A 24,324-nucleotide genomic window follows, 5' to 3' on the forward strand; every position below is an offset into this window, starting at 1 on the left:
GTAAAATATATTCGAATGAAAAAAATATTTATATCGGCTGCAATTGTAGCTGCACTTTTCTCACTTTACAACTGCAAAGACAGCACTAATACAACAGAAAGCAAAAGTCTTACTAAGGAGATTTTATTCAACAAAGAAGGCGAATTAAAGCTCCTAAAAGCGAATAATGACTCTTTAATTGCACGTTTGGATATTGAAATTGCAGATGATGAATATTCTACTCAAACTGGCTTGATGTACCGTCATTCTATGGAAAAAAATCAAGGTATGCTTTTTGTTTTTAATGATTCGCGCCAACGATCATTTTATATGAAAAACACTGAAATTGCACTCGACATTATTTATCTAGATGCCGAGAAGAAGATAATCAGTTTTCAAAAAAACACAAAACCTTTCTCCGAATCCTCTTTACCATCAGATGGGCTCGCTCAATATGTACTTGAAGTAAACGCAGGGCTTTCCGATGTATGGCAATTAGGAAAGGGTGATAAAATTGAGTATACAAAAAATTAAACGCAGAAATTAGCCGTGTATTTAATTGCACTGTAAAAGCCTTAATACACTAGATTTCAGAAACAAAAAAGACCTTTCCAAATTGGAAAGGTCTTTTTTTATTCCGAAGAAAAATCAGGGATTATGCTTCAAGAGCAGCTTCCTCTTCTTCTTTTTTATCGATTAAATCTTCAACTTTTTTACGCTTTACCGTATCGTACATAATTGGTGTTGCGATAAACAGTGATGAGTACGTACCCACTAGAATACCAACTACAATTGCAAACAACAAGCCTCGAATAGATTCTGCACCAAAGAAGAACATACATAACAATACGATAAGTGTAGTGAAGGATGTATTTAAGGTTCTACTTAATGTGCTACTCAATGCAACGTCTATAATGCGGTTCATTTTCCAAGTTGGGTGCTCCCCAAAGTATTCACGAATACGGTCAAACACAATTACGGTATCATTTAGCGAGTAACCAATAACCGTTAGTATCGCCGCAATAAATGCTTGATCTATTTCCATGCTAAAAGGCATAAATCTATATGTCAAAGAGAAAACACCTAACACAATAACAACATCATGGAATACAGCAGCAACCGCACCCAAACTAAATTGCCATCTTCTAAAACGTAAAAGGATGTATAAGAAAACTACCACTAACGAACCAAATACAGCCCAGAAAGAGTCTTTTTTAATATCATCAGCAATGGTTGGACTTACTTTATAGTACTCCATTCTACCAATTGTTTTTCCGTCTTGATCGCCTACAAACATATCATAGGTCATATCTGCTGGCATATTTGTTTTTACTGTCTCAAACAGCATTCTTTCAATTTCTTCATCTACTTCAGTACCAGTTTCATCAACCTTATATTTGGTTGTAATTTTTAACTGGTTATCACCACCGTAAGTTTTTGCTTCAGCACTTCCGAAGGCTTTTACAAGATCGTTCTGAATTTCTTGAGAATTAACATCTTTTGCAAAACGAACAGTATATGTACGTCCACCAACAAAATCAACACCTTGGTTAAGTCCGTTAGTAAATAATGAAGTGATACTTACTAAAAGTAAAACTCCAGAAATAATATAAGCAACCTTTCTTTTCTTCAAGAATTCGATACTTACATTTCTAAAAAGATTTTTAGTAATTGACGTTGAACACGGCAATGGCTTACCATTTTTGGTATAACGATCAATAAACAATCTTGTAATGAAAATTGCTGTAAACAATGAAGTTGCGATACCTATTAATAAGGTAGTTGCAAAACCTTGAATTGGACCCGTTCCGAAAACCAAAAGGATTAAACCGGTAAGACCCGTTGTAATGTTCGCATCAAGAATTGAAGATAATGCATTATTAAAACCATCTTTAATTGCATCTTTTTGTGCTTTACCTTTAGCGAGTTCTTCTTTTATTCGCTCAAAGATAAGTACGTTCGCATCTACCGACATACCTACTGTTAATACAATACCTGCAATACCTGGCAGCGTAAGCACAGCTCCCAAACCTGCTAATATTCCGAAGATAAAAAGAATGTTTACCATTAAGGCAATATCGGCAAAAGCACCAGCCTTCCCATAATAACCAATCATCCATAATAGAACAATAATAAGGGCAACCGCGAAAGACATTACTCCACTGTTAATTGCCTCCTGGCCCAGCGTTGGTCCAACAACTTCACCTTGTATAATTTCTGCTGAAGCCGGTAATTTACCTGCACGCAATACGTTTGCTAAATCCTGACCTTGTGGTACTGTAAAGTTTCCAGAAATCTGGCTACGCCCCCCCGCAATTGGTCCAGAAGTAACACCAGGAGCAGAGTATACAATATTATCAAGTACGATAGCAATCTGGCTTTGGTTCTGATATGCATCACCAGTCATTTGCTCCCAAACTTTAGCACCTCTACCATTCATCTGCATCGAAACAACAACACGACTCATTTGGTCAAATTCTTGTCTTGCATCTACTACCACGCTTCCACCAAGTGGAGGAAGGTTATCACGGTTTCCTTTTAAAGCATATAATGCTGTAGTTTCTTCCCCATTTAATCCTGGATTAGATTCTGGAAGACTCCAAACAAATTTTGCATAACGCAATTCATTTGGCAACAACGATTTTATTTGTGGGTTTCTTAAATAGCTATCAATTGCAGCGGTATCTTTTAATCTAAAAGTAGCGATTACCGGTCCTCCTTGGCTTCCCAATGAAACCATTTTTGAAAGAATTGGATTTGCCTTACCATCATCTACAAGGGAATCTTTAACATCTTCACCTCCTAAAAGTTTACTTACATCGTCATCTTCAGCTTTAGTAGAATCTACAGCAGTTTCTGTAGCCTCAGTTGCTTCAACAGTTTCGGTTGTTTCTGTAGCAGATTTTGCCATTGCAAGTTCACCTGCTTTAGCATCGGCAGCTTGAAGGAAGCCTGCCATATCTTCAAATTTATACACATCCCAGAATTCAAGTTGTGCTGTACTTTGAAGTAATTTTTTAACACGGTCTACATCTTTTGCTCCAGGAAGTTCTACAAGTATTCTTGCCGATTTTCCTAAACGCTGAATGTTTGGCTGTGTTACACCAAACTTATCGATACGTTTTCTTAAAACTTCAAAAGCAGAAGTAATAGACTCATCAATTTTACGCTCAATAACAGGCTTTACCTGATCGTTGGTCATGCCAACATCAATTACATCTTCCAAATTCTTATTAAAGAAAATATCTGGCGATGCAAGATTATTTTCACCTGGAAGTGCTTCAAACGCTTTAAAGAAAGACGCAAGATACGTGTCTTGGCTATCCTTTTGAAGCTCGTCTGCCCTTTGCAAAGCTTGATTAAACGCAGGGTCTTTAGTATTATTTGCAAGACCACTCAAGATATCTTTAACAGAAACCTCAAGAATTACATTGATACCACCTTTAAGGTCAAGACCTTTATTTAATTCTTTTTCTTTGGCAGTTTTGTAGTCAATCCCTAAAAAAACAGGGTTTGTAGCTACAGAATCTAAGTAACGCGTCTCTGCATAGTCGCGTTCATGGGGTTGATCTTCAGAAAATTTGCTGTTGGCAAATTCTTTAGCACTATCCTCTACTTTGTTTGCAACAAATGTAAAAGAGAGCTGATAAATACTTACCAATCCAAAAAGGATGGCAAATACGGTAACGAGTCCTTTATTTTGCATGTTTTATTGTTTTTGGTCAGATTGTTTTAACCCATTCCGAAGCCTCGAAACAGGAGCGCAAAGATAGGATTTGCTTATAGATCTGACAATTATCTGGTTTATTTATAATTAATTTCAAATGCCTCCGAGTGTACACAAACAGAGACCTTATTGTAAAATAGAATTTTGGGAATTTGCTAGGAAGCATTCCCTTAAGAAACTGGACCAGCCCTAACCTCTGGAATTTCGTATGAAGTTTTTGTTTTTGGAAGTGAAACGTTGCGATTATTTTCACCTATTTTTCTTTCAACAACAGGCTTTAAACCAAAGTTAGTTTCTGCTGTTGCAAATGAAACAAATTGGTTTGAATATAAGTCTTTCGCAGATTTTATCTCCACAAGTAGACCATGAAGACCAATGTCAGACCCGTAATCTTTCTGAATTTTCACTACCTCTAATTTATAGGTAGTAACATCATTATTAAAAGGATTTTTAGAAGAATTATCCTTATCATTAAATGCATCATAACCAATTTGAAGCTCGTTTTGTGTTTGAAATAAAGCTTCAATTACAGCAACATCAAGCGTACTGTAATAGGTAACTTTTAACTTACCATCCTGCATTTCAGAAACTCGAATCGCTGCAACACCTAAGGATTTTAATTGGTCTGTAATATTCGAAATAGTCTGCTGAGCCTCATCAGCACTAATGGAATTCGCATCAAACTGAAGTACAATTTCTTGATTGGGCGCTGTAGCATGCTCCAAGCTTACTCCAAAAAAAGTAAGGGCTATTGTAAATGCGGCAATGTACCATCTCCAGTTCACGCGCCAAATATAAAAAAATAAAGCCTGTAATACCACATCTTTATTTGTTTTACCTAAATACGTATTCCAACATCAAAAACAATAAAAAAACAAGCGATTTTATCTTAACTCCACAACCGCTTTGTTCTCAACCATTAAGAGCTACCCACTACTAATAATTTTAAAAATTTGCAAACTTTTTTATGTTTATAAATTTTTATTTACCTGAAAAACAATAAATTAACAATTTACTTTTGATAACTTCTAAAACAAAACAAAGTTTAAAGATTTCAATTTACCTACATTTACATTCTTTAGAAGAAAACTACAATCACAAAAATATTTGAAGCATGCAGATAGAAAATCCGCCTAAAAACAACACTATTTACACCCAAGATGAAGCTTTTGAAGCCTCTCTTGAATATTTTAAAGGCGATGACCTTGCCGCTCGTGTTTGGGTAAATAAATACGCCCTTAAAGATTCTGACGGCAATATTTATGAAAAAACGCCAGACCAAATGCACCGTCGTATTGCAAAAGAAATTGCACGTGTTGAGCAAAAATACACCAACCCCATGACCGAAGCAGAAGTTTTTGACGCAATCAAAAACTTTAAATACATAGTGCCGCAAGGAAGTCCGATGGCTGGCATTGGCAATCCCTATCAAATTGCTTCCTTATCCAATTGTTTTGTAATTGGCAATGATGGCGATTCAGATTCGTATGGCGGCATCATGAAAATTGACCAAGAGCAAGTACAATTAATGAAACGTCGTGGCGGTGTTGGGCATGATCTTTCACACATACGTCCAAAAGGCTCACCGGTGAAAAACTCTGCCTTGACTTCCACGGGAATTGTTCCTTTTATGGAGCGCTATTCTAATTCAACTCGCGAAGTAGCGCAAGACGGGCGTCGTGGCGCATTGATGCTTTCCGTTTCTATAAACCATCCCGATTCCGAAGATTTTATCGACGCCAAAATGGAACAAGGAAAAGTTACTGGCGCCAACGTTTCCGTACGTATGGACGACGCTTTTATGGAAGCTGTAAAAGATGGAAAAAACTACACCCAGAAATACCCCATCTTTAGTGAAAACCCAAAATTCTCTAAAGAGATTGAAGCTAAAAAACTCTGGAGTAAAATAGTTCACAACGCATGGAAATCTGCTGAACCAGGCATTCTGTTTTGGGACACTATTATTAACGAGTCTGTTCCAGATTGTTATGCAGATTTGGGCTACAAAACCGTTTCTACAAACCCCTGTGGTGAAATTCCGCTTTGCCCGTATGATTCCTGCCGTTTGCTGGCAATCAATTTGTTTTCGTATGTAGAAAATCCGTTTACCACTAAAGCCGAATTCAATTTTGAACTTTTCAAAAAACACATTGGTATCGCGCAAAGAATAATGGATGACATCATCGACTTGGAACTTGAGAAAGTAGATGCTATTATCGCAAAAATTGATGCAGACCCACAAAGTAATGAAGTAAAAGCGGTAGAAAGAAATCTATGGAAAAACATTCAAACAAAAGCTAATGAAGGTCGTAGAACTGGAATTGGCATCACCGCAGAAGGCGATATGCTCGCTGCTTTAGGAATAAAATACGGCAGCAAGGAAGGAACTGATTTTTCAATTGAAATCCACAAAACCCTTGCTATAGAAGCGTATCGCGCTTCAGTTTATACTGCAAAAGAACGAGGTGCATTTGCAATTTTTGACAGTGAAAGAGAAAAAGACAATCCGTTTATTCTTCGCCTAAAAGAAGCCGATGAAAAGCTTTATTACGATATGCTAGAATACGGCCGAAGAAACATAGCCTTGCTAACAATCGCACCAACCGGAACCACCAGTTTAATGACGCAAACATCCTCCGGAATTGAACCCGTATTTCTTCCCGTTTATAAAAGAAGAAGAAAAGTGAACCCGAATGATAAAAATGTCCGTGTAGATTTTGTGGATGAAGTGGGCGACAGCTGGGAAGAATATGTAGTTTTTCACCACCGTTTTAAGCAGTGGATGGAAGTTAATGGAATTTCAACCGACAAAAATTACAGCCAAGAAGAGTTAAATAAAATTGTAAAAAAATCTCCTTATTATAAAGCTACTTCAAACGATGTAGATTGGTTGAGCAAAGTGCGCATGCAAGGTGCCGTACAAAAATGGGTAGACCATTCCATTTCTGTAACAATCAATTTGCCTAATGATGCTACCGAAGAATTGGTTGGAAAACTTTATTTGGAAGCTTGGCAAGCCGGTTGTAAAGGCGTGACCGTTTATCGTGATGGTTCGCGTTCGGGTGTGTTGATTTCAAATGAAGAAAAGAAAGAAGAAGAACATGAAACCTTGACAGCGTTCCCCACCAAACGCCCAGAAATCTTGGAAGCAGATGTGGTTCGTTTCCAAAATAGCAAGGACAAATGGATTGCTTTTATTGGCTTAATTGACGGAAAACCTTATGAAATCTTCACTGGTTTTGCGGATGACGAGGATGGAATTTTAATTCCGCGTTGGGTGAATGAAGGGGTAATTATCAAGAATAGAAACGAAGATGGCAGCTCGCGTTACGATTTTCAATACAAAAACAAAAGAGGCTACAAAACCACTATTGAAGGACTTTCGCATAAATTCAATCCAGAATTTTGGAACTATGCAAAATTGATTTCCAGCACCCTTCGCCACGGAATGCCTATTGAAAAAGCAGTAGAATTGATTAATAGTTTGCAGCTAGACACCGAAAGCATTAATACATGGAAAAATGGCGTTGCCCGCGCTTTAAAACGTTATGTTGCAGACGGAACTGAAGCTCGCAAACAAAAGTGCGACAACTGTAATAGTACAGCGCTTATTTACCAAGAAGGATGCCTTACCTGCAAGGACTGCGGATCTTCTAAATGCGGATAAAACAATGGTTTTTTAAACTATTATAATAAACTAAAAAAGCCAGCTAATAGCTGGCTTTTTTTAAATTTGTTGAAGAAAATCACTTTTCCAACTTATCAATACGTTGAATAAGTTCTCCATATCCAATATCCACAGAATCATTCCTATTGTTTTGAGCATTCATCCATTTAAAAATGGATTCTAAAGCATTGTTAGCTGAATTAGTCCCTTTCAAAAGCATCTCCAAAGAATCTTTGTGTGAATCCATGAGCCTATTCATATCTTCAAAAATAGATTTTGCTTGATCATTTTGATGATCAATTATTTCAATTAAGGAATTAATCTTTTCATCAGAAAATGGTTGATTTTTTAACTTATTCAAATTAGTTTTAATCTGATCGAAACTAGATTCATTCTTCATATTTAATTATATATAATTAACTAAAACTACAATTCCAACAAATCATTTGTTTTACGAACACCTGCTGCACTTTCTGCTATATGTGCTTTTTCGGCATCGTTTAATTCTATCTCTACTATTTTTTCTACACCGTTTCTACCCAAAATAACTGGAGCACCAATACAGATATCATTAAGACCGTATTGACCATCTAGCATAACAGAACAAGGGAACATTTTCTTTTGGTCGCAAGCAATAGCTTGAACTAAAGCAGAAACTGCAGCTCCTGGAGCATACCAAGCAGAAGTTCCTAATAACTTAGTAAGTGTTGCCCCACCTACTTTAGTATCTTCTTTTACTTGTTCTAATCTAGCTTCAGAAATAAATTTTGAAACAGGAACACTATTTCTAGTTGCCAAACGCGTTAATGGAACCATTCCTGTGTCGCTATGACCACCAATTACCATTCCGTCTATATCGCTAATAGGAGCCTCAAGAGCTTCCGCTAAACGATATTTAAAACGAGCACTGTCTAAAGCACCACCCATTCCAATAATTCTATTTTTATCTAAACCTGAAGTTTTATGAACCAAGTAAGCCATTGTATCCATTGGATTGCTCACTACGATTATAATAGTTTTAGGAGAATTCTTCACAAGGTTTGAAGACACGTCTTTTACGATTCCCGCATTGATACCGATTAATTCTTCACGAGTCATTCCTGGTTTACGTGGAATTCCACTAGTAATAACACAAATATCACTACCAGCCGTTTTTGAATAATCATTGGTTACACCCGTAATCTTAGTATCAAAACCATTCAACGAAGCTGTCTGCATCAGGTCCATCGCTTTTCCTTCGGCGTAGCCTTCTTTAATGTCTAACAAAACTACTTCGCTTGCAAAATTCTTAATGGCAATGTACTCGGCACAACTTGCACCCACAGCACCTGCTCCTACAACTGTTACTTTCATGTGTGTATATTTAATTAATTATTATTTATTGAATTAGACAATCACTTTTTAGGTTAACACTTAAGTGATTAGAAAAGTTGTACAAAAGTACCAATATCTACTTAAAAATTATGACAATAAAGGGTTAAAAACGAAATAGCTCTGAATAAATTCTGAAGGAATTTCATATTTATAAAAAAAGACCCTCACAAGGAGAGTCTTTAAATATATTAAAAATCAAGCTATTAAGCATCAATATTTGCATAAACTGCATTTTTCTCAATAAACTCACGACGGGGTGGAACCTCATCCCCCATTAGCATAGAGAAAATTCTATCGGCTTCGGTACCGTTATCGATTGTAACTTGACGAAGTGTTCTAAACTCAGGATTCATTGTGGTATCCCAAAGTTGCTCGGCGTTCATCTCTCCAAGACCTTTGTAACGTTGTATAGAAGCAGAGCCGCCAAACTTTTCATTTAACTCATCGCGTTCTTTATCGCTCCATGCGTATTCCTTTTTAGCTCCTTTTTTCACTAAATACAGTGGGGGCGTAGCAATATAAACACAACCCGCTTCTACTAATTCGCGCATATAACGGAAAAAGAACGTTAAGATAAGGGTTGCAATGTGGCTTCCATCCACATCGGCATCACACATAATAACCACTTTATGATAGCGTAATTTTTCAAGGTTAAGTGCCTTACTATCCTCCTCGGTACCGATGGTTACCCCTAAAGCGGTGTATATATTTCGAATTTCTTCGTTTTCAAAAACCTTATGATGCATGGCTTTTTCAACGTTAAGGATTTTTCCACGCAGGGGAAGAATTGCTTGAAAATTACGATCCCGACCTTGCTTTGCTGTTCCACCTGCCGAATCTCCCTCCACAAGAAATACTTCACATTTTTCAGGGTCTTGTTCAGAACAATCTGAAAGTTTTCCTGGTAATCCACCACCGCTCATCACTGTTTTACGCTGTACCATTTCACGAGCTTTACGTGCTGCATGACGTGCTTGAGCTGCTAGAATAACTTTTTGAACTATCGTTTTTGCATCATTTGGATGTTCTTCCAAATAGTTTTCAAGCATTTCTGAAACCGCCTGACTTACCGCGGAAGTAACTTCACGGTTACCCAACTTTGTTTTTGTTTGTCCTTCAAATTGCGGTTCTTGAACTTTCACCGAAATAATCGCTGTCAATCCTTCACGGAAATCATCTCCAGCAATTTCGAATTTCAATTTATCAAGCATTCCAGATGCATCAGCATATTTTTTTAAAGTACGCGTTAGTCCTGCTCGAAACCCAGCAAGGTGTGTTCCACCTTCATGGGTATTAATATTATTTACATAAGAGTGCAAGTTTTCACTAAACGAAGTGTTGTAAACCATCGCAACTTCTACTGGAATATCGTTCTTTTCGCCTTCCATAGAAATTACATCAGCAATAATCGGCTCCCGGTTTCCATCTAAAAAGCGGATAAATTCCTTTAAACCTTCTTCACTGTGAAACTTCTCTGTTACAACTTCTCCATTTTCATCTTTTACACGTTTATCCGTGAAGTAAATGGTAATCCCTTTATTTAAAAAAGAAAGTTCACGCATTCTACTTGCAAGCGTATCATAATTATACTCTAACGACTGCTGAAATATTTGCGGATCTGGTTTAAAAGTAACAATGGTTCCACGATAATCCGTCTCTCCAGTTGATTTTACAGGATATAATGCTTTTCCGCGTTCATATTCCTGCTCCCAAACTTTTCCATCACGGTGAACAGTTGCGGTTAAATGCTCAGAAAGTGCATTTACAACAGAAACACCAACCCCATGCAGCCCCCCTGAAACCTTGTAGGAATCTTTATCAAATTTTCCACCCGCTCCAATTTTAGTCATTACAACCTGTAATGCAGAAACGCCTTCTTTTTTATGAATATCTACAGGAATTCCACGCCCGTTATCCTTTACAGTTACTGAGTTATCTTCATTAATCCAAACCTCTATCGTATCACAATAGCCACCCATAGCCTCGTCAATGGAGTTATCCACCACTTCGTAAACCAAATGATGCAATCCACGTATCCCAACATCACCAATGTACATGGAAGGGCGCATTCGCACGTGCTCCATTCCTTCCAACGCCTGAATTTGGTCGGCTCCGTAACTACCTTTTTTCTGTTCTTCGCTCATAGTATATATAGAATGATTTTTATTATTTTTCGCAACACACAAACATAACGAAAATACCAATAAAATTAAGGGTTTTACGCACTTTAAAGCATGGAAGTTATTAACAAGTTTTTGTGAAAAAAAAGCAAGTTTAAAGGTGTTTGTTAACTTCATTTATAATTTGTGTAATACGCACACACTATTTCCGACGTATTTTACGTTTTTAGTCCAAATCATTTCACGGAAAATTAAGACTCTATTAAACTTTTTATTCTCAATTTTGTCCAAAGAATCAACGTGAACTTTTAATACCACAAATGCCATATTTATGAAAAATTTACTTTTAATGTTCTTGATTATTTCATCTTCTTTTACTTTTCAAAGTGTGCAAGCACAGAGTTTCCCAAAGATGGATGCATCCCCAATGGATTTGGCAATGGCACGTCCTGACAAAACAAGCCCCCCTTTAGCTAGAGTTATTTATAGCCGTCCACAAACCAAAGGACGCACTGTGTTTGGCGATTTAGTGCCTTATGGGGAAGTGTGGCGAACTGGTGCCAATGAAGCCACAGAACTCACTATATACACGCCTCTGAAATTTGGAAAAACCACATTAAAACCAGGCACTTATACACTTTACACCATTCCAGATGAAGATAATTGGACCATTATAATAAACCACGACACCAATGTTTGGGGAGCCTATAGCTATAAAAAGGAAAAAGATGTTGCTAGAATGGCTGTACCATGTAAAGATGCTGCTGCACCAATTGAATCGCTATCCATGATTTTCCGCCCCGAAGCCAATGGAACCACATTAATTATAGGCTGGGACACGGAATACGTAGAGATTCCTTTTAGAAAAGAATAATTATTCTTACGGAATGTTAAGGTATTTATGCGTTTGCAGTGACACTTTCCACTGTGGGTTTTGCATTACATAATCCACAATCATTGGGCTCATTTTTTCACGTTTACTCCATTCTGGTTGTAGATACAAAATACAATCTTTATTAACCTTAGCGGCTTGTTCTTCCGCAAAACGGAAATCGTCCTTATTAAAAATAATCACTTTTAATTCGTGTGCATTTTTATACACCTCTTCTGTAGGAAGCTTCATCTTTTTGGGAGAAAGACAAATCCAGTCCCAAGTACCTGTAAGTTTATAGGCACCTGAAGTTTCTATATGCGTTTGCATTCCTTGTCCTTTAAGCAATTCGGTAAGCGGCCCCATATCCCACGTAAGTGGCTCCCCACCTGTAATTACAATTGTTTTTGAGTACTTTGAAGCATTCTCAACTATTTTTCCAATAGCTGTTGGGGGATGAAGTTCAGCATTCCAGCTTTCTTTTACATCACACCAATGGCAACCAACATCACACCCCCCTACGCGTATAAAATAAGCCGCTGTGCCTTTATGAAACCCTTCGCCTTGAATGGTATAAAATTCCTCCATTAACGGCAACATTATGCCCTTATTTACTAAGTTTTGAACTTCCGTTTTCATTGCTGCAAAAATACTTTAAAATAAATTCCAAAACACAAATAACAAAGCACAAATAAATTTCAAATAACAAATTCCAAAAAAGTTTAAAAAAACAAAATAAAACTCACTCCATCTAAAATTGTTGAATTTGAGCCTGGAACAGTTTGTATTTTGAAAACCTATAAATCCTATAAAATTGACACTATAAAAAATTTGGTGCTTTATAATTTATTACTTTTGAACAAACTTTAGAAAGATGGCGGACAAACAGGTTTTTTTCGATTACATAAAGGATGGCTATACCACAAAAGGCGATTTCATTAATCTGGGCGCTGCAATGCTAGCTAATGAAACTGTTAAAGATGCTTACGTAAAAATTCCGTTAAAAACATTAAACCGTCACGGTCTAATTGCAGGAGCAACTGGTACCGGAAAAACCAAAACGCTACAGATAATTGCTGAAAACCTTTCTGAGAAAGGAATTCCAGTATTGCTAATGGATATAAAAGGCGATCTTAGTGGTATTGCCCAACCCGGAACTAACAACGCTAAAATTGACGAACGCCACAATGCCATTGGTTTTCCATACGAAGCAAAGAAATTCCCTACTGAAATTCTTAGCCTTTCAGATCAAGAAGGTGTACGTCTTCGCGCTACCGTAAGTGAATTTGGCCCTGTGCTTCTTTCGCGTATTCTAAATTTAAGCGATGTGCAATCTGGTATTGTTTCTGTAATCTTTAAATATTGTGATGACAATAAAATGCCGCTATTGGATTTAAAAGATTTTAAAAAAATACTACAATACACCACAGATGAAGGCAAAGAAGAGTTTACAAAAGAATACGGACGAATTTCCTCTTCATCTACAGGGGCAATTCTTCGGAAAGTAGTAGAGTTGGAACAACAAGGCGCTGATTTATTTTTTGGGGAAAAGTCTTTCGACACTGACGACCTACTTCGCATCGATGAAAACGGGATGGGCTACATCAACATTCTGCGTTTAACGGATATACAAGATCGCCCAAAGCTATTTTCAACCTTTATGCTAAGTCTTTTGGCTGAAATTTACGCTACTTTCCCTGAACAAGGCGATAGCGGAAGGCCAGAATTAGTGATTTTTATAGACGAAGCACATTTAATTTTTAATGAAGCCAGTAGCGCGTTGCTCAATCAAATTGAAAGCATCGTAAAATTAATTCGCTCTAAAGGTGTTGGGCTTTATTTTGTTACTCAAAACCCAACAGATGTGCCAGATGCGGTATTAAGTCAATTGGGCTTAAAAATTCAGCATGCGCTTCGTGCATTTACTGCAAAAGACAGAAAAGCTATAAAGCTAACAGCAGAGAATTACCCGCTTTCTGATTATTATAAAACAGCCGAAGTGCTAACAGCATTAGGTATTGGGGAAGCTTTGGTAAGCGCTTTAAACGAAAAAGGAATTCCGACACCCCTTGCACGCACTATGCTACGTGCGCCAATGAGCCGCATGGATGTTTTAACCGATACAGAACTGAAAGATTTACTTAAAGCTTCAAAGTTAATTCCAAAATACAATGAAGTAACCGATCGAGAAAGTGCTTATGAAATGTTGACCAAAAAAATTGAGGTTGCCAATAAAGAAGAAGTTAAGGAAAAAGCACAAAAAGAAAAAGAAGCCGCAAAAAGACCAACATCAAGCAGAAAAAGCACTACAAACCCATGGATAAAAACACTTTCCAGCCCTACGGTAATACGTAGTGTTTTAGGAATTTTAGGGAAAATGATGCGTTAATACAGAAAATAATAGTCACAATAAAAAACAATAATATATAATTAAAACCCTCTATGAAAAATACACTTTTATTAATTGGAATAGTTTCAATCGTTTCTCTCACTTTTATTCAATGCGGAAAAGATAGCGACCCTTTTATTATTAAAAAGAGCGCCATCGGAACCCTTACAAACGACATTAAAATGAAGCAGATAGACTCCATTTTTGCAAACGATTCCATAGTAAAAATACAGTCATCACCAAATGCATTAGAAACCCAAGGTGAGGTAGAAATTTATGAAAAAGGCGGAAAAAAACTATTACTTCTTTCACCAAAAAACGAAGCTGATCCAAATACAACCATAACAAATATTCAGGTTTTTGACCCACGTTACAAAACGGATAAAGGGTTAAATTCTGCAAGTATTTTTAAAGATGTAAAAGAAAATTACACCATTGAAAATATTGAAACGACAATAAATTCAATTGTGGTATTTTTAAAAGACTCAGATGTTTATTTAACAATAGATAAAAAGAGTTTGCCAGAAGAACTGCGTTACGATATGAACCTTAAAGTAGAAGCTAGCCAAATACCAGATGTTGCGCCGTTTAAGTATTTTATGATTGGATGGGAGCCTTCAGAAGCAAAACCCGATCATGCCGATGAGTAATTTAAGCCCCTTTCACCTAGCAATTCCTGTTGATAACCTTGAAGAAAATCGTGTTTTTTACCGAGATGTTCTGGAGCTTTCTGAAGGAAGAAGTAGTGACCATTGGGTAGATTTTGATTTTTTTGGACATCAACTTGTTATTCATTTAAAAGAAAAAAACCGTTTAGAAGAAGAAGCTATAAATCCAGTGGATGGAAAACAAGTGCCAATCCCTCATTTTGGAGTTGTTTTGGATATGAAAACCTTTAAGGATTTTTCAAAAAAATTAATCCAAAAAAATGTTACCTTCATTATCGAACCATACATTCGGTTTGAAGGGCAATTGGGCGAGCAAGCAACCATGTTTTTTAAAGACCCCTCAGGAAATGCATTAGAGTTTAAAGCCTTTGATGACCTAACACAATTATTCGCAAAATAATGAAACAGATACCACTTCAGATAATTCGACAAATATTTGTTATCTTGCTTATAGTATTGATGGGTAGCCTCATTTTTAGAGAGTTACTCCCTTATTTAACTGGAGTGTTAGGTGCCATAACCATTTATGTCTTGATGCGTAAATGGATGACTAAATTGGTAAAAAAAAGAAAGTGGAATGCAGCGCTTGCAGCTACTTTATTAATCATTGTTTCATTTGTAGGAATTCTTATTCCAATTGCGGGTATAATCTTAATGCTAACCAATAAAATTGGGCATGCTGTTAAAAATTCTGGAGAAGTAGTAAACGCTGTTAAAGAGCAACTTGCAAAAATTGAAGATAGATTTGGTTATGATTTGAATTCGCAAATAGATCCAAATGCTATAACAGGCTGGATTTCTGAAAACCTTCAAAATCTAGCTGGAGGCACCTTTAACGCTTTTATTGCTATTGGCTTAATGTACTTTATACTCTACTATATGTTCACAAACCGTAAGGAATTGCGTGAATCGCTAAAGCAATACATCCCGATGGATAGTGACAATTTAAAAGAAATAGGTGTTGAAGTTCAAGCAATGGTACGCTCTAATGCACTCGGAATTCCTTTAGTTGCCATTGCGCAAGGAATTGTGGCGCTAATTGGCTTTCTTATTTTTGGAATTGAAGACCCCTTCTTTTGGTTCGTTATTGTAACCATAGGAAGCATGATTCCATTTGTAGGAACTTTAGTAGGTATTTTGCCTGTTTTTGTACTTTCATTGTCAACCGGCGATAATTTCCAAGCATGGGGAATACTTATTTATGGTTTTGTAGTTGTAGGCTCCACAGATAATATAATCCGCCTGTATGTATTAAAAAAACTAGATAATGTGCATCCATTAGTAACGCTAATAGGTGTTATTGTTGGTGTTCCTTTGTTTGGTTTTATCGGTTTAATTTTTGGGCCTTTACTTATCAGTCTTTTTATGATAATCGTAAAAATATACCGAAAAGAATATGGAAAAGACGACTCTCAAATTAGCAATGAACGTCTCTAGAGTCTGTATTTCTATAGCTTACCTAACATTTCTTATCTAAAAAAGCGAAAATTATAAGGGATGGGTTATTTCCCATTTTTATCTCTATTTTTTTATAGCTGAACTATTTATAACAAAATTTTAAAAGTATTAGATTTCAAATTTTTTACCTTTAAAATAAAACTAAAGATATGTCACTAAAAGGAATCTTTTCGAAATTGTATTTCAACCCAGGAAACAGGGAATCTGGCGTTACCGAAGAATATGTTGAAGATGAAGTAGCTAAAATCAAAGAAGAAGATGTAGAAATTGTGATGGAAAATGAAGAAGCCATCACTAAAAAATTTAGTGGTGCTAATACACTCTCTAAATATGCAGAGCTTGGTAAAATAATGCTAGGAATGCTCAAGGACGTTAAAAACGGTATTTACCCACAAGTACCTTGGTTTACCATTGCTACTATGGTTTTAGCGCTTCTATACATACTAAACCCGATGGATATTATCCCAGATTTTATACCTGGAGTTGGTTATATTGATGATATGGCCGTGCTATCTATTGGTGTAGGTTGGATTGAAAGTGACCTACATCGCTATTTGGATTGGAAAATACAGGAAGGAAAAGGACTTTAATTCCCTCTTCTTTGTTCTCTAGCCAACAAGGTGTTTTTTAGTAACATTGCAATGGTCATAGGCCCAACTCCTCCAGGAACAGGCGTTATAAATGAAGCTTTTTTGCTTACGTTTTCAAAATCTACATCGCCAGTAATTACATATCCTTTTGGATGATTGGCGTCTTCCACTCTTGTAATTCCAACATCTATAATTACTGCATCGTCTTTTACCATTTCAGCTTTTAGAAAGTTTGGAACACCCAGTGCCGATATAATAATATCTGCCTGGGTAGTAATTTGCGCAATGTTTTTTGTGTTGCTATGGGTAAGTGTAACCGTACTATTACCCGGCCAACCTCTCCGACTCATTAAAATACTCATTGGACGGCCTACAATATGGCTTCTTCCAATAACAACAGTGTGTTTTCCTTTGGTATCTACATCATAACGTTGCAATAACTCTAAAATTCCGAATGGAGTTGCAGGAATAAATGTGCTCATATCCAAGGCCATTTTTCCAAAGTTTTCGGGATGAAAACCATCCACATCTTTAGACGGATCTACTGTAAGAAGTACTTTCTGAGTGTCTATTTGAGGGGGTAAAGGAAGCTGAATAATAAAGCCATCAATAGCATCATCTTCATTTAATTCCTTAATTTTTTTTAGTAATTCCAGTTCGCTGGTAGTATGTGGCATACGCACCATAGTAGACTCAAAACCAACACGTTCGCAAGCTTTTACTTTACTTCCAACGTACGTTAAACTAGCGCCATCGTCACCTACAATAATAGCTGCTAGATGTGGTACTTTTTCGCCATTGGCCTTCATCTTATCAACTTCAGCAGCAATTTCATTCTTTATATCATTGCTAATTTTTTTTCCGTCTAGAATTTTCATCTTACTATAGGTTTCACATTTAAAACAATTATATTTTTTTTGGTTAAAGAACTTACAAAAAACCGCAAGCCTACCAATATACTACTACTGAAAACTGCTACTCCAATTTACCGCATCTTCCCCATTGCCTGCATCATTTTTCTTCCACCACCGCCTTGCATCATCTTCATCATTTTGCTCATTTGATCAAATTGTTTTAAAAGCTGATTTACCTGCTGAACACTTGTACCACTTCCTGCGGCAATTCGTTTTTTTCTACTTCCGTTTATAACTGAAGGTTGTGTTCTTTCGGTTGGCGTCATAGAATGAATAATCGCTTCAATACCTTTGAAAGCATCATCGTCTATGTCAACATCTTTCAATGCTTTTCCTGCGCCGGGAATCATTCCAACTAAATCTTTCATGCTCCCCATTTTCTTAACCTGCTGGATTTGGTTTAAGAAATCATCGAAACCAAATTGGTTTTTTGCAATTTTCTTCTGAAGTTTTCGCGCTTCTTCTTCGTCAAATTGTTCCTGAGCACGTTCCACAAGCGATACCACATCACCCATTCCCAAAATACGATCTGCCATACGAGCTGGGTGAAACACATCAATAGCATCCATCTTTTCACCAGTACCAATAAACTTGATTGGTTTAGCTACTACACTTTTAATAGATATTGCAGCACCACCGCGTGTATCACCATCTAATTTGGTAAGTACAACACCGTCAAAATTCAATCTCTCATTAAAGGTTTTTGCTGTATTAACGGCATCTTGCCCCGTCATTGCATCCACCACGAAAAGAGTTTCCTGTGGGGTGATTGCTTTATGAACCTCAGCAATTTCGTTCATCATTGCTTCATCGATCGCTAGACGACCTGCAGTATCCACAATTACCACATTAAAGCCATTTTGCTTAGCGTGGGCAATTGCGTTTTGCGCAATCTGAACAGGATTTTTATTTTCTGGTTCACTATAAACCTCTACGCCTATTTGATCCCCAACCACGTGTAATTGGTTTATTGCCGCTGGACGATAAATATCACAGGCTACCAAAAGTGGCTTTTTAGTCTTCTTTGTTTTTAAATAATTCGCAAGCTTTCCAGAGAAAGTAGTTTTACCACTACCCTGAAGTCCAGACATTAAAATTACGGTTGGCGCCCCACTCAAATTAATACCTGCAGTTTCGCCCCCCATTAATTCGGTAAGCTCATCTTTAACCAACTTCACCATTAATTGTCCTGGCTGCAGCGTGGTAAGTACATTTTGTCCCAAGGCTTTTTCCTTTACCTTATTGGTAAATTCCTTAGCAGTTTTAAAGTTAACATCGGCATCCAGAAGGGCGCGGCGCACTTCTTTTAAAGTTTCAGCCACATTTACTTCCGTGATACTACCGTGACCTTTTAGTAGGTGTAATGCTTTATCGAGCTTATCGCTTAAATTATCGAACATATTCTTACTTTCTTAATGAATTTAACACCTCCGCCGAGGCTTTGGTGTTTGAGGTTGCAAAGATAAAAAAAAGTAGACAGTATTCAGTCTTAGATGTTTCTTGTTTCTTAATTCTAAGAAAAATCTAAAACCATTTAGAATAAAAAAATATTAGCTGGGTTTTGTATATTGCAAACTCGAAAAATTATAGATGATTAAAGAAAAAGTACTCTCTCCATTTCAAAAATTCGTTAACCTCCAAAGTTCTACTGGAATTTTGCTTTTAGCAACTACAGTTATCGCTTTAGTTTGGGCAAATTCTGCTTTTGCAGATAGCTATCAATCCTTATGGAACTACGAAATAGGGCTTGTAACCGACTCTTTCGAGCTTAAAAAACCATTGCTATTATGGGTAAATGATGGGCTAATGGCTATTTTCTTTTTCTTAATAGGATTAGAAATTAAACGAGAATTCTTAATCGGCGAATTAAACTCTACTAAAAAAGTAATGTTCCCACTGTTTGGCGCAATAGGTGGCATTGCCCTACCAGTGCTTTTATATATTATATTAAACCAAAACCCGGACACACTAAAAGGCTGGGGAATACCAATGGCTACAGACATTGCCTTTTCTTTGGCAATTTTAAAAGTGCTTGGCAATAGAGTGCCTTTAAGCCTGAAAATTTTTCTTACTGCTTTTGCCATTGTTGACGATTTAGGTGCAGTGCTGGTTATAGCCATTTTTTATAGTGGAAATTTAGATTTAATGCTTTTAGGTTCAGCCATGGGAATTCTTGCAGTTGTATATTTTTTGAGCTACAAAGGGTTGTATTCTGAGTTTTTAACCATTATTTCAGGAGTAATAGTATGGCTATTGTTTTTGAAAGCTGGCTTACACCCTACTTTGGCGGGAATATTAATGGCATTTGCAATTCCTGTGAGACAAAAAATAAGCACCTTTGAGTTTTCTGATCAGCTAGAAAGTGTAGTAGCAAATATTAAAAAAAGTACCATACTTCAAAAACCAGTGCTTTCAACAGAACAATTACTATTAATTGACGACTTGGAAGACTGGGCTGACAAATACCGCTCTCCACTACAACATTTGGAGCATAAACTTCATAATTGGGTTGCGTATTTGGTAATTCCTATTTTTGCATTAGCCAATGCGGGCGTAGCCATTACTAGTGAAGGCGGACTTGAAAATGCTTTAATCATTAACATCATAATCTGTCTTATCTTAGGAAAAAGCATCGGTATTTCCGCGGTAATTTTTATTGCTCGAAAATTGAAAATTATCGAAGTCCCTTCAGATATTACAAACAAACAAATAATTGGCGTTTCCTTTTTAGCAGGTATCGGTTTTACAATGGCAATCTTTATTGCAAGTCTTGCTTTCAGTTCAAGCCCAGAATATATAGATTCCGCTAAGATTGGTATTTTAATAGGCTCGTTTCTTTCTGCAATTATTGGATTTACAATACTTCGCGTTAAATCTGAAAAAGGGAGTTTCGACCATTCTTAAGTAAAAAAAAATCTTGATGAGTGGTTTTTATAGCTTCAATTATATTAATAGGTAATTATTTATGAAACTTTTACGGGCAGATTCTACCAACAAAGATTTTATTGAATTAGTAAAACATCTTGACGCTGACCTTGCCATTCGCGATGGCGACGATCATTCCTTTTACGATCAATTCAACAAAATAGATGTAATTAAGCATGTAGTTGTAGCGTATGATGACGCAAACAACCCTGTTGGTTGTGGCGCCATTAAGCAGTATGAAGCCACAAGCATGGAGGTAAAACGCATGTTTGTACCAATTAACAAACGCGGTAAGGGAATTGCTGTTAAAGTATTAAAAGAATTAGAACTCTGGGCAAAAGAGCTAGGCAATACAAGATGCATTCTAGAAACAGGCATCAAACAACCCGAAGCCATAGCTCTTTATAAAAAAAGCGGGTATCAAATTACCCCAAATTACGGACAATATACTGGCGTAGAAAACAGTGTTTGTTTTGAGAAACACCTTTCCTAAATAAGTTAAAAATTCAAATTCTTAGTTTTTTACTTCCTTAATAAACTTATTCATCGTAATATTGCAATAAATATATATTACGATCATGGGAATCACCAAAACTGAAATATTTACAGACCAACAAAATCAAGTTGCCACATTTGCGAAAGCTTTTGGCCATCCCGCACGCGTGGCAATTCTTCAACACTTATACAAAATAAACACCTGCATTTGCGGCGATTTGGTTGAAGAAATTGGTTTGGCACAACCTACCATCAGCCAGCATCTAAAAGAATTAAAAAACCTTGGCTTAATTAAAGGAAGCATTGAAGGCACCAGTATTTGCTATTGCATTCACCCAGAAAACTGGGCAAAAATGAAGCAGGTGATGAACCAATTTTTAGATCAAGACCTTGAACATAAAAACAATTGTTGTTAATCCTTAAAAAAACAAGACTATGAAACTTTCAGAAATAAAATCACATTTAAATACCTTAGAGCAAATAAGTTTTATGTTGCCTAATGGCGAATTGGTTCCAACTCATTTTCACGTTACCGAAGTTGGGAAAATCACAAAACACTTTATAGACTGTGGCGGAACAGTGCGAACTGAAGAAGTGGCAAATTTTCAATTGTGGAATGCAGACGATTACAACCACCGTTTACACCCAGAAAAATTGGTGCATATAATTGAGCTTTCAGAAAAAATTATTGGCTTAGCCGATTTGGATATTGAAGTAGAATATCAAGGAGAAACCATTGGTAAGTTTGGACTGGATTTTGACGGCATCAATTTTCTACTTACCACAAAACAAACCGATTGTTTAGCGAAAGAAAACTGTGGAATTCCTGCAGAAAAACCTAAAATGAAACTTTCTCAACTGGAATCTACTGGCGCTAGCTGCGATCCAAAATCTGGTTGTTGCTAAGATGAAACTCATTTTTATTTCCGAAGAAAACTTTTCTGAAGTGGCTAAAATATACGGAGAAGGTCTTTTAACTGGAATTGCAACTTTTGAAACTACACTCCCTTCATGGGAAAAGTGGGACAAAGGCCATCTAAACTTCGGACGGATTTTAGCCATTGAAGAAAACAAGTATTTGGGGTGGGCTGCGCTTTCTCCTGTTTCCAGTCGCTGTGTTTATGGTGGTGTTGCGGAAGTTAGCGTCTATGTTTCAAGCACCGCAAGAGGAAAAGGCGTTGGTGAATTTTTATTAAAAAATTTAATAGAACTCAGTGAAGAGAATAACATCTGGACGCTTCAATCAGGAATCTTTAGAGAGAATATTGCTAGCCACAAACTACACCTAAAGTGTGGTTTTCGAGAAATCGGCTTTAAAGAAAAAGTGGGGCAACTCAAAGGCGTATGGAAAGACAATGTGCTTTTAGAACGCCGAAGTAAAACTGTAGGAATCTAAACACTAAAAAAATGGAACTCTTAAAACCAATCCAGCAATACATTGAAAAACTCGATGTATCCTCTATTTCAGAAGAAAGGAAAGCACTTTTGCAACCGCTTATTGATTATTTAAATTCAAAAAAAGAAAAGGATAGCGCAATCCTGCTTAATTTTATTTGCACCCACAATTCTCGTAGAAGCCATTTTGCACAAATTTGGGCACAAGCAATGGCCGCCTACTATTCCCTACCAAATATTGAATGCTTTTCTGGAGGCACTGAAACTACTTCCCTTTTTCCAATGGTAGCAACAACTTTGGAAGCAACAGGTTTTAAGATTTCAAAAGAACCAAAAGAAGAGAATCCATTATATAAAATAAGCTTTTCAGAAACAGCTTCCCCTATTCTTGGTTTTTCAAAAACGTATGATGCGGCTTCTAATCCTAAAACTGGTTTTGCAGCGATAATGACCTGTTCTCAAGCTGATGCTGGCTGTCCCTTTGTTGCTGGTTCAGATAAACGAATTTCAATTACCTATGAAGACCCAAAAGTTTCCGACGGCACTCCAAAGCAAAAAGAAACCTATCTAGACCGTAGCCAACAGATTGCTACTGAATTAAAATATGTATTTTCTAAAATTGACAATTAAAAATGGCTTCACAAAAAAAATTAAGTTTTCTAGACAGCTACCTTACGCTTTGGATATTTACCGCTATGGCTTTAGGGGTAAGCATAGGTTATTTTGCGCCTAACTTTCCAGACATATTAAACTCCTTTAACCAGGGCACAACTAATATTCCCATCGCAATTGGGTTGATTTTAATGATGTATCCCCCGCTTGCCAAAGTAAATTACGCGCTTTTACCAAAAGTGTTTAAAGATGTAAAGGTACTTTCCATATCTCTAATTTTAAACTGGGTAATAGGCCCCGTATTAATGTTTGTTTTAGCAATAACTTTTCTTAGAGATTATCCAGAGTATATGGTGGGGCTTATTTTAATCGGTCTTGCCCGATGTATTGCGATGGTGTTAGTTTGGAACGACCTAGCAGAAGGCAGTAGTGAGTACGGTGCGGGCTTGGTAGCACTTAATAGTATTTTTCAGGTTTTTGCTTATAGTTTTTATGCGTGGATTTTTATAACGGTACTACCGCCTTATTTTGGTTTTGAAGGTGCAATTGTAGATATTTCAATAACAACCATTGCAGAAAGTGTCGCAATTTATTTAGGAATTCCATTTTTGATGGGCATTTTAAGTAGAGTAATATTAGTTCCTCTAAAAGGTGAAGAATGGTATACCACCAAATTTATACCTGCCGTTTCGCCAATTACATTAATTGCACTCTTATTTACCATAGTGGTTATGTTTTCTTTAAAAGGCGAATTAATTGTAAAAATACCAATGGACGTATTGCTTATTGCTATACCCTTACTAATTTATTTTATCTTGATGTTTGTTATTGGGTTTTTCTTTTCAAAAGCTATGGGTACTACTTACGACAAGACAGCTTCAATAGCCTTTACAGCCGCTGGCAATAATTTTGAGTTGGCTATAGCTGTAGCAATTGCTGTTTTTGGATTAAATTCTGGGCAGGCATTTACTGGAGTAATTGGACCTCTAGTGGAAGTACCGGCGCTTATTTTATTGGTTCGGGTTTCTTTCTGGCTTCGTAAGAAATACTTTTTAAAGGCGATAGATTAACTTATAAAAGCGATTGCAATTTCAATCCCGCTTCTAAATAGTATACCTTTTAAAAGAATCGCTCCATTAC

Annotated in this window: 23 protein-coding genes; 15 read left to right on the plus strand and 8 right to left on the minus strand. The window is 36.7% G+C overall.

Translation table 11 applies throughout. The features are described 5' to 3' along the window. Positions 1 to 15 precede the first annotated feature (15 nt). Entirely contained in the window at positions 16 to 513 is a 498-nt protein-coding gene (locus ABJ955_RS02820) for a DUF192 domain-containing protein (protein WP_347373086.1), read from the plus strand. A gap of 121 nt (positions 514 to 634) precedes the next feature. On the opposite strand, the gene secDF is transcribed toward ABJ955_RS02820, so the two are convergent. Further along, on the minus strand, positions 635 to 3,685 hold the full coding sequence (gene secDF, locus ABJ955_RS02825) for a protein translocase subunit SecDF (RefSeq protein WP_347373087.1): 3,051 nt from the start codon (positions 3,683 to 3,685) through the stop codon (positions 635 to 637). Positions 3,686 to 3,876: 191 nt separating this feature from the next. Further along, positions 3,877 to 4,491, minus strand: coding sequence for a hypothetical protein (locus ABJ955_RS02830; protein WP_347373088.1), 615 nt, complete (start codon positions 4,489 to 4,491; stop codon positions 3,877 to 3,879). A gap of 329 nt (positions 4,492 to 4,820) precedes the next feature. On the opposite strand from ABJ955_RS02830, the gene ABJ955_RS02835 reads away from it, so the two are divergent. Further along, positions 4,821 to 7,373 (plus strand): adenosylcobalamin-dependent ribonucleoside-diphosphate reductase, encoded by a 2,553-nt coding sequence (locus ABJ955_RS02835; RefSeq protein WP_347373089.1) that lies wholly within the window; start codon positions 4,821 to 4,823, stop codon positions 7,371 to 7,373. Positions 7,374 to 7,452: 79 nt separating this feature from the next. Here the strand turns inward: ABJ955_RS02835 and ABJ955_RS02840 are convergent, their stop codons facing one another. The 3 genes from ABJ955_RS02840 to gyrB all read right to left on the minus strand — a co-directional run bounded on the left by ABJ955_RS02840 (position 7,453) and on the right by gyrB (position 10,891). Further along, on the minus strand, positions 7,453 to 7,773 hold the full coding sequence (locus tag ABJ955_RS02840) for a hypothetical protein (protein WP_347373090.1): 321 nt from the start codon (positions 7,771 to 7,773) through the stop codon (positions 7,453 to 7,455). 26 nt (positions 7,774 to 7,799) lie between these two features. Beyond that, positions 7,800 to 8,726: a malate dehydrogenase gene (gene mdh, locus ABJ955_RS02845; protein WP_347373091.1), complete on the minus strand. Its 927-nt coding sequence runs from the start codon at positions 8,724 to 8,726 to the stop codon at positions 7,800 to 7,802. A gap of 224 nt (positions 8,727 to 8,950) precedes the next feature. After that, positions 8,951 to 10,891: a DNA topoisomerase (ATP-hydrolyzing) subunit B gene (gyrB, locus tag ABJ955_RS02850; RefSeq protein ID WP_347373092.1), complete on the minus strand. Its 1,941-nt coding sequence runs from the start codon at positions 10,889 to 10,891 to the stop codon at positions 8,951 to 8,953. Between the two features lie 307 nt (positions 10,892 to 11,198). Between gyrB and ABJ955_RS02855 the strand changes: the two genes are divergently transcribed. Further along, positions 11,199 to 11,741, plus strand: coding sequence for a DUF2911 domain-containing protein (locus ABJ955_RS02855; RefSeq protein WP_347373093.1), 543 nt, complete (start codon positions 11,199 to 11,201; stop codon positions 11,739 to 11,741). 6 nt (positions 11,742 to 11,747) lie between these two features. On the opposite strand, the gene ABJ955_RS02860 is transcribed toward ABJ955_RS02855, so the two are convergent. Continuing rightward, complete coding sequence (locus tag ABJ955_RS02860) at positions 11,748 to 12,377, minus strand: 7-carboxy-7-deazaguanine synthase QueE (protein WP_347373094.1); 630 nt, start codon at positions 12,375 to 12,377, stop codon at positions 11,748 to 11,750. A gap of 235 nt (positions 12,378 to 12,612) precedes the next feature. Between ABJ955_RS02860 and ABJ955_RS02865 the strand changes: the two genes are divergently transcribed. The 5 genes from ABJ955_RS02865 (at position 12,613) to ABJ955_RS02885 (ending at position 16,843) form a co-directional block, all read left to right on the plus strand. Beyond that, positions 12,613 to 14,127, plus strand: a complete 1,515-nt coding sequence (locus tag ABJ955_RS02865; protein ID WP_347373095.1) for a helicase HerA-like domain-containing protein — start codon at positions 12,613 to 12,615, stop codon at positions 14,125 to 14,127. A gap of 53 nt (positions 14,128 to 14,180) precedes the next feature. Then, positions 14,181 to 14,777: a hypothetical protein gene (locus ABJ955_RS02870; protein ID WP_347373096.1), complete on the plus strand. Its 597-nt coding sequence runs from the start codon at positions 14,181 to 14,183 to the stop codon at positions 14,775 to 14,777. Next, on the plus strand, positions 14,770 to 15,195 hold the full coding sequence (locus ABJ955_RS02875; protein WP_347373097.1) for a VOC family protein: 426 nt from the start codon (positions 14,770 to 14,772) through the stop codon (positions 15,193 to 15,195). Before ABJ955_RS02870 ends, ABJ955_RS02875 begins: the two co-directional genes overlap by 8 nt. After that, positions 15,195 to 16,232 carry an AI-2E family transporter gene (locus tag ABJ955_RS02880; protein ID WP_347373098.1) on the plus strand — a complete coding sequence of 346 codons (1,038 nt, stop codon included), beginning with the start codon at positions 15,195 to 15,197 and terminating at the stop codon, positions 16,230 to 16,232. Before ABJ955_RS02875 ends, ABJ955_RS02880 begins: the two co-directional genes overlap by 1 nt. Positions 16,233 to 16,402: 170 nt before the next feature. Continuing rightward, positions 16,403 to 16,843, plus strand: a complete 441-nt coding sequence (locus tag ABJ955_RS02885; protein ID WP_347373099.1) for a YkvA family protein — start codon at positions 16,403 to 16,405, stop codon at positions 16,841 to 16,843. Here ABJ955_RS02885 and ABJ955_RS02890 read toward each other — a convergent pair. Continuing rightward, on the minus strand, positions 16,840 to 17,721 hold the full coding sequence (locus ABJ955_RS02890) for a bifunctional 5,10-methylenetetrahydrofolate dehydrogenase/5,10-methenyltetrahydrofolate cyclohydrolase (protein ID WP_347373100.1): 882 nt from the start codon (positions 17,719 to 17,721) through the stop codon (positions 16,840 to 16,842). The two genes, ABJ955_RS02885 and ABJ955_RS02890, sit on opposite strands and share 4 nt — an antisense overlap. Before the next feature lie 107 nt (positions 17,722 to 17,828). Beyond that, positions 17,829 to 19,157, minus strand: a complete 1,329-nt coding sequence (gene ffh / locus ABJ955_RS02895; RefSeq protein WP_347373101.1) for a signal recognition particle protein — start codon at positions 19,155 to 19,157, stop codon at positions 17,829 to 17,831. 190 nt (positions 19,158 to 19,347) lie between these two features. On the opposite strand from ffh, the gene nhaA reads away from it, so the two are divergent. From nhaA to arsB, 7 genes are all read left to right on the plus strand, one after another. Beyond that, positions 19,348 to 20,661: a Na+/H+ antiporter NhaA gene (gene nhaA / locus ABJ955_RS02900; RefSeq protein WP_347373102.1), complete on the plus strand. Its 1,314-nt coding sequence runs from the start codon at positions 19,348 to 19,350 to the stop codon at positions 20,659 to 20,661. Between the two features lie 61 nt (positions 20,662 to 20,722). Then, positions 20,723 to 21,175, plus strand: coding sequence for a GNAT family N-acetyltransferase (locus tag ABJ955_RS02905; RefSeq protein ID WP_347373103.1), 453 nt, complete (start codon positions 20,723 to 20,725; stop codon positions 21,173 to 21,175). Positions 21,176 to 21,260: 85 nt separating this feature from the next. After that, positions 21,261 to 21,593 carry a metalloregulator ArsR/SmtB family transcription factor gene (locus tag ABJ955_RS02910; protein ID WP_347373104.1) on the plus strand — a complete coding sequence of 111 codons (333 nt, stop codon included), beginning with the start codon at positions 21,261 to 21,263 and terminating at the stop codon, positions 21,591 to 21,593. Between the two features lie 19 nt (positions 21,594 to 21,612). Beyond that, positions 21,613 to 22,083, plus strand: coding sequence for a DUF6428 family protein (locus ABJ955_RS02915; protein ID WP_347373105.1), 471 nt, complete (start codon positions 21,613 to 21,615; stop codon positions 22,081 to 22,083). A gap of 1 nt (position 22,084) precedes the next feature. Further along, on the plus strand, positions 22,085 to 22,573 hold the full coding sequence (locus tag ABJ955_RS02920) for an N-acetyltransferase family protein (protein ID WP_347373106.1): 489 nt from the start codon (positions 22,085 to 22,087) through the stop codon (positions 22,571 to 22,573). Positions 22,574 to 22,584: 11 nt separating this feature from the next. Further along, positions 22,585 to 23,202: a protein-tyrosine-phosphatase gene (locus ABJ955_RS02925; RefSeq protein WP_347373107.1), complete on the plus strand. Its 618-nt coding sequence runs from the start codon at positions 22,585 to 22,587 to the stop codon at positions 23,200 to 23,202. Positions 23,203 to 23,204: 2 nt separating this feature from the next. Next, positions 23,205 to 24,254: an ACR3 family arsenite efflux transporter gene (arsB, locus tag ABJ955_RS02930; protein WP_347373108.1), complete on the plus strand. Its 1,050-nt coding sequence runs from the start codon at positions 23,205 to 23,207 to the stop codon at positions 24,252 to 24,254. Positions 24,255 to 24,324 lie beyond the last annotated feature (70 nt).

It is taken from the genome of Aequorivita sp. Q41, from assembly GCF_039831855.1.
Classification (GTDB): domain Bacteria; phylum Bacteroidota; class Bacteroidia; order Flavobacteriales; family Flavobacteriaceae; genus Aequorivita.

What these genes read in the sequence shown, in the direction of transcription:
- ABJ955_RS02820 (WP_347373086.1), top strand. Translation starts at nt 16, where the DNA reads ATGAAAAAAATATTTATATCGGCTGCAATTGTAGCTGCACTTTTCTCA.
- secDF (WP_347373087.1), bottom strand. Translation starts at nt 3,685, where the DNA reads ATGCAAAATAAAGGACTCGTTACCGTATTTGCCATCCTTTTTGGATTG.
- ABJ955_RS02835 (WP_347373089.1), top strand. Translation starts at nt 4,821, where the DNA reads ATGCAGATAGAAAATCCGCCTAAAAACAACACTATTTACACCCAAGAT.
- ABJ955_RS02840 (WP_347373090.1), bottom strand. Translation starts at nt 7,773, where the DNA reads ATGAAGAATGAATCTAGTTTCGATCAGATTAAAACTAATTTGAATAAG.
- mdh (WP_347373091.1), bottom strand. Translation starts at nt 8,726, where the DNA reads ATGAAAGTAACAGTTGTAGGAGCAGGTGCTGTGGGTGCAAGTTGTGCC.
- gyrB (WP_347373092.1), bottom strand. Translation starts at nt 10,891, where the DNA reads ATGAGCGAAGAACAGAAAAAAGGTAGTTACGGAGCCGACCAAATTCAG.
- ABJ955_RS02855 (WP_347373093.1), top strand. Translation starts at nt 11,199, where the DNA reads ATGAAAAATTTACTTTTAATGTTCTTGATTATTTCATCTTCTTTTACT.
- ABJ955_RS02860 (WP_347373094.1), bottom strand. Translation starts at nt 12,377, where the DNA reads ATGAAAACGGAAGTTCAAAACTTAGTAAATAAGGGCATAATGTTGCCG.
- ABJ955_RS02865 (WP_347373095.1), top strand. Translation starts at nt 12,613, where the DNA reads ATGGCGGACAAACAGGTTTTTTTCGATTACATAAAGGATGGCTATACC.
- ABJ955_RS02870 (WP_347373096.1), top strand. Translation starts at nt 14,181, where the DNA reads ATGAAAAATACACTTTTATTAATTGGAATAGTTTCAATCGTTTCTCTC.
- ABJ955_RS02875 (WP_347373097.1), top strand. Translation starts at nt 14,770, where the DNA reads ATGAGTAATTTAAGCCCCTTTCACCTAGCAATTCCTGTTGATAACCTT.
- ABJ955_RS02880 (WP_347373098.1), top strand. Translation starts at nt 15,195, where the DNA reads ATGAAACAGATACCACTTCAGATAATTCGACAAATATTTGTTATCTTG.
- ABJ955_RS02885 (WP_347373099.1), top strand. Translation starts at nt 16,403, where the DNA reads ATGTCACTAAAAGGAATCTTTTCGAAATTGTATTTCAACCCAGGAAAC.
- ABJ955_RS02890 (WP_347373100.1), bottom strand. Translation starts at nt 17,721, where the DNA reads ATGAAAATTCTAGACGGAAAAAAAATTAGCAATGATATAAAGAATGAA.
- ffh (WP_347373101.1), bottom strand. Translation starts at nt 19,157, where the DNA reads ATGTTCGATAATTTAAGCGATAAGCTCGATAAAGCATTACACCTACTA.
- nhaA (WP_347373102.1), top strand. Translation starts at nt 19,348, where the DNA reads ATGATTAAAGAAAAAGTACTCTCTCCATTTCAAAAATTCGTTAACCTC.
- ABJ955_RS02905 (WP_347373103.1), top strand. Translation starts at nt 20,723, where the DNA reads ATGAAACTTTTACGGGCAGATTCTACCAACAAAGATTTTATTGAATTA.
- ABJ955_RS02910 (WP_347373104.1), top strand. Translation starts at nt 21,261, where the DNA reads ATGGGAATCACCAAAACTGAAATATTTACAGACCAACAAAATCAAGTT.
- ABJ955_RS02915 (WP_347373105.1), top strand. Translation starts at nt 21,613, where the DNA reads ATGAAACTTTCAGAAATAAAATCACATTTAAATACCTTAGAGCAAATA.
- ABJ955_RS02920 (WP_347373106.1), top strand. Translation starts at nt 22,085, where the DNA reads ATGAAACTCATTTTTATTTCCGAAGAAAACTTTTCTGAAGTGGCTAAA.
- ABJ955_RS02925 (WP_347373107.1), top strand. Translation starts at nt 22,585, where the DNA reads ATGGAACTCTTAAAACCAATCCAGCAATACATTGAAAAACTCGATGTA.
- arsB (WP_347373108.1), top strand. Translation starts at nt 23,205, where the DNA reads ATGGCTTCACAAAAAAAATTAAGTTTTCTAGACAGCTACCTTACGCTT.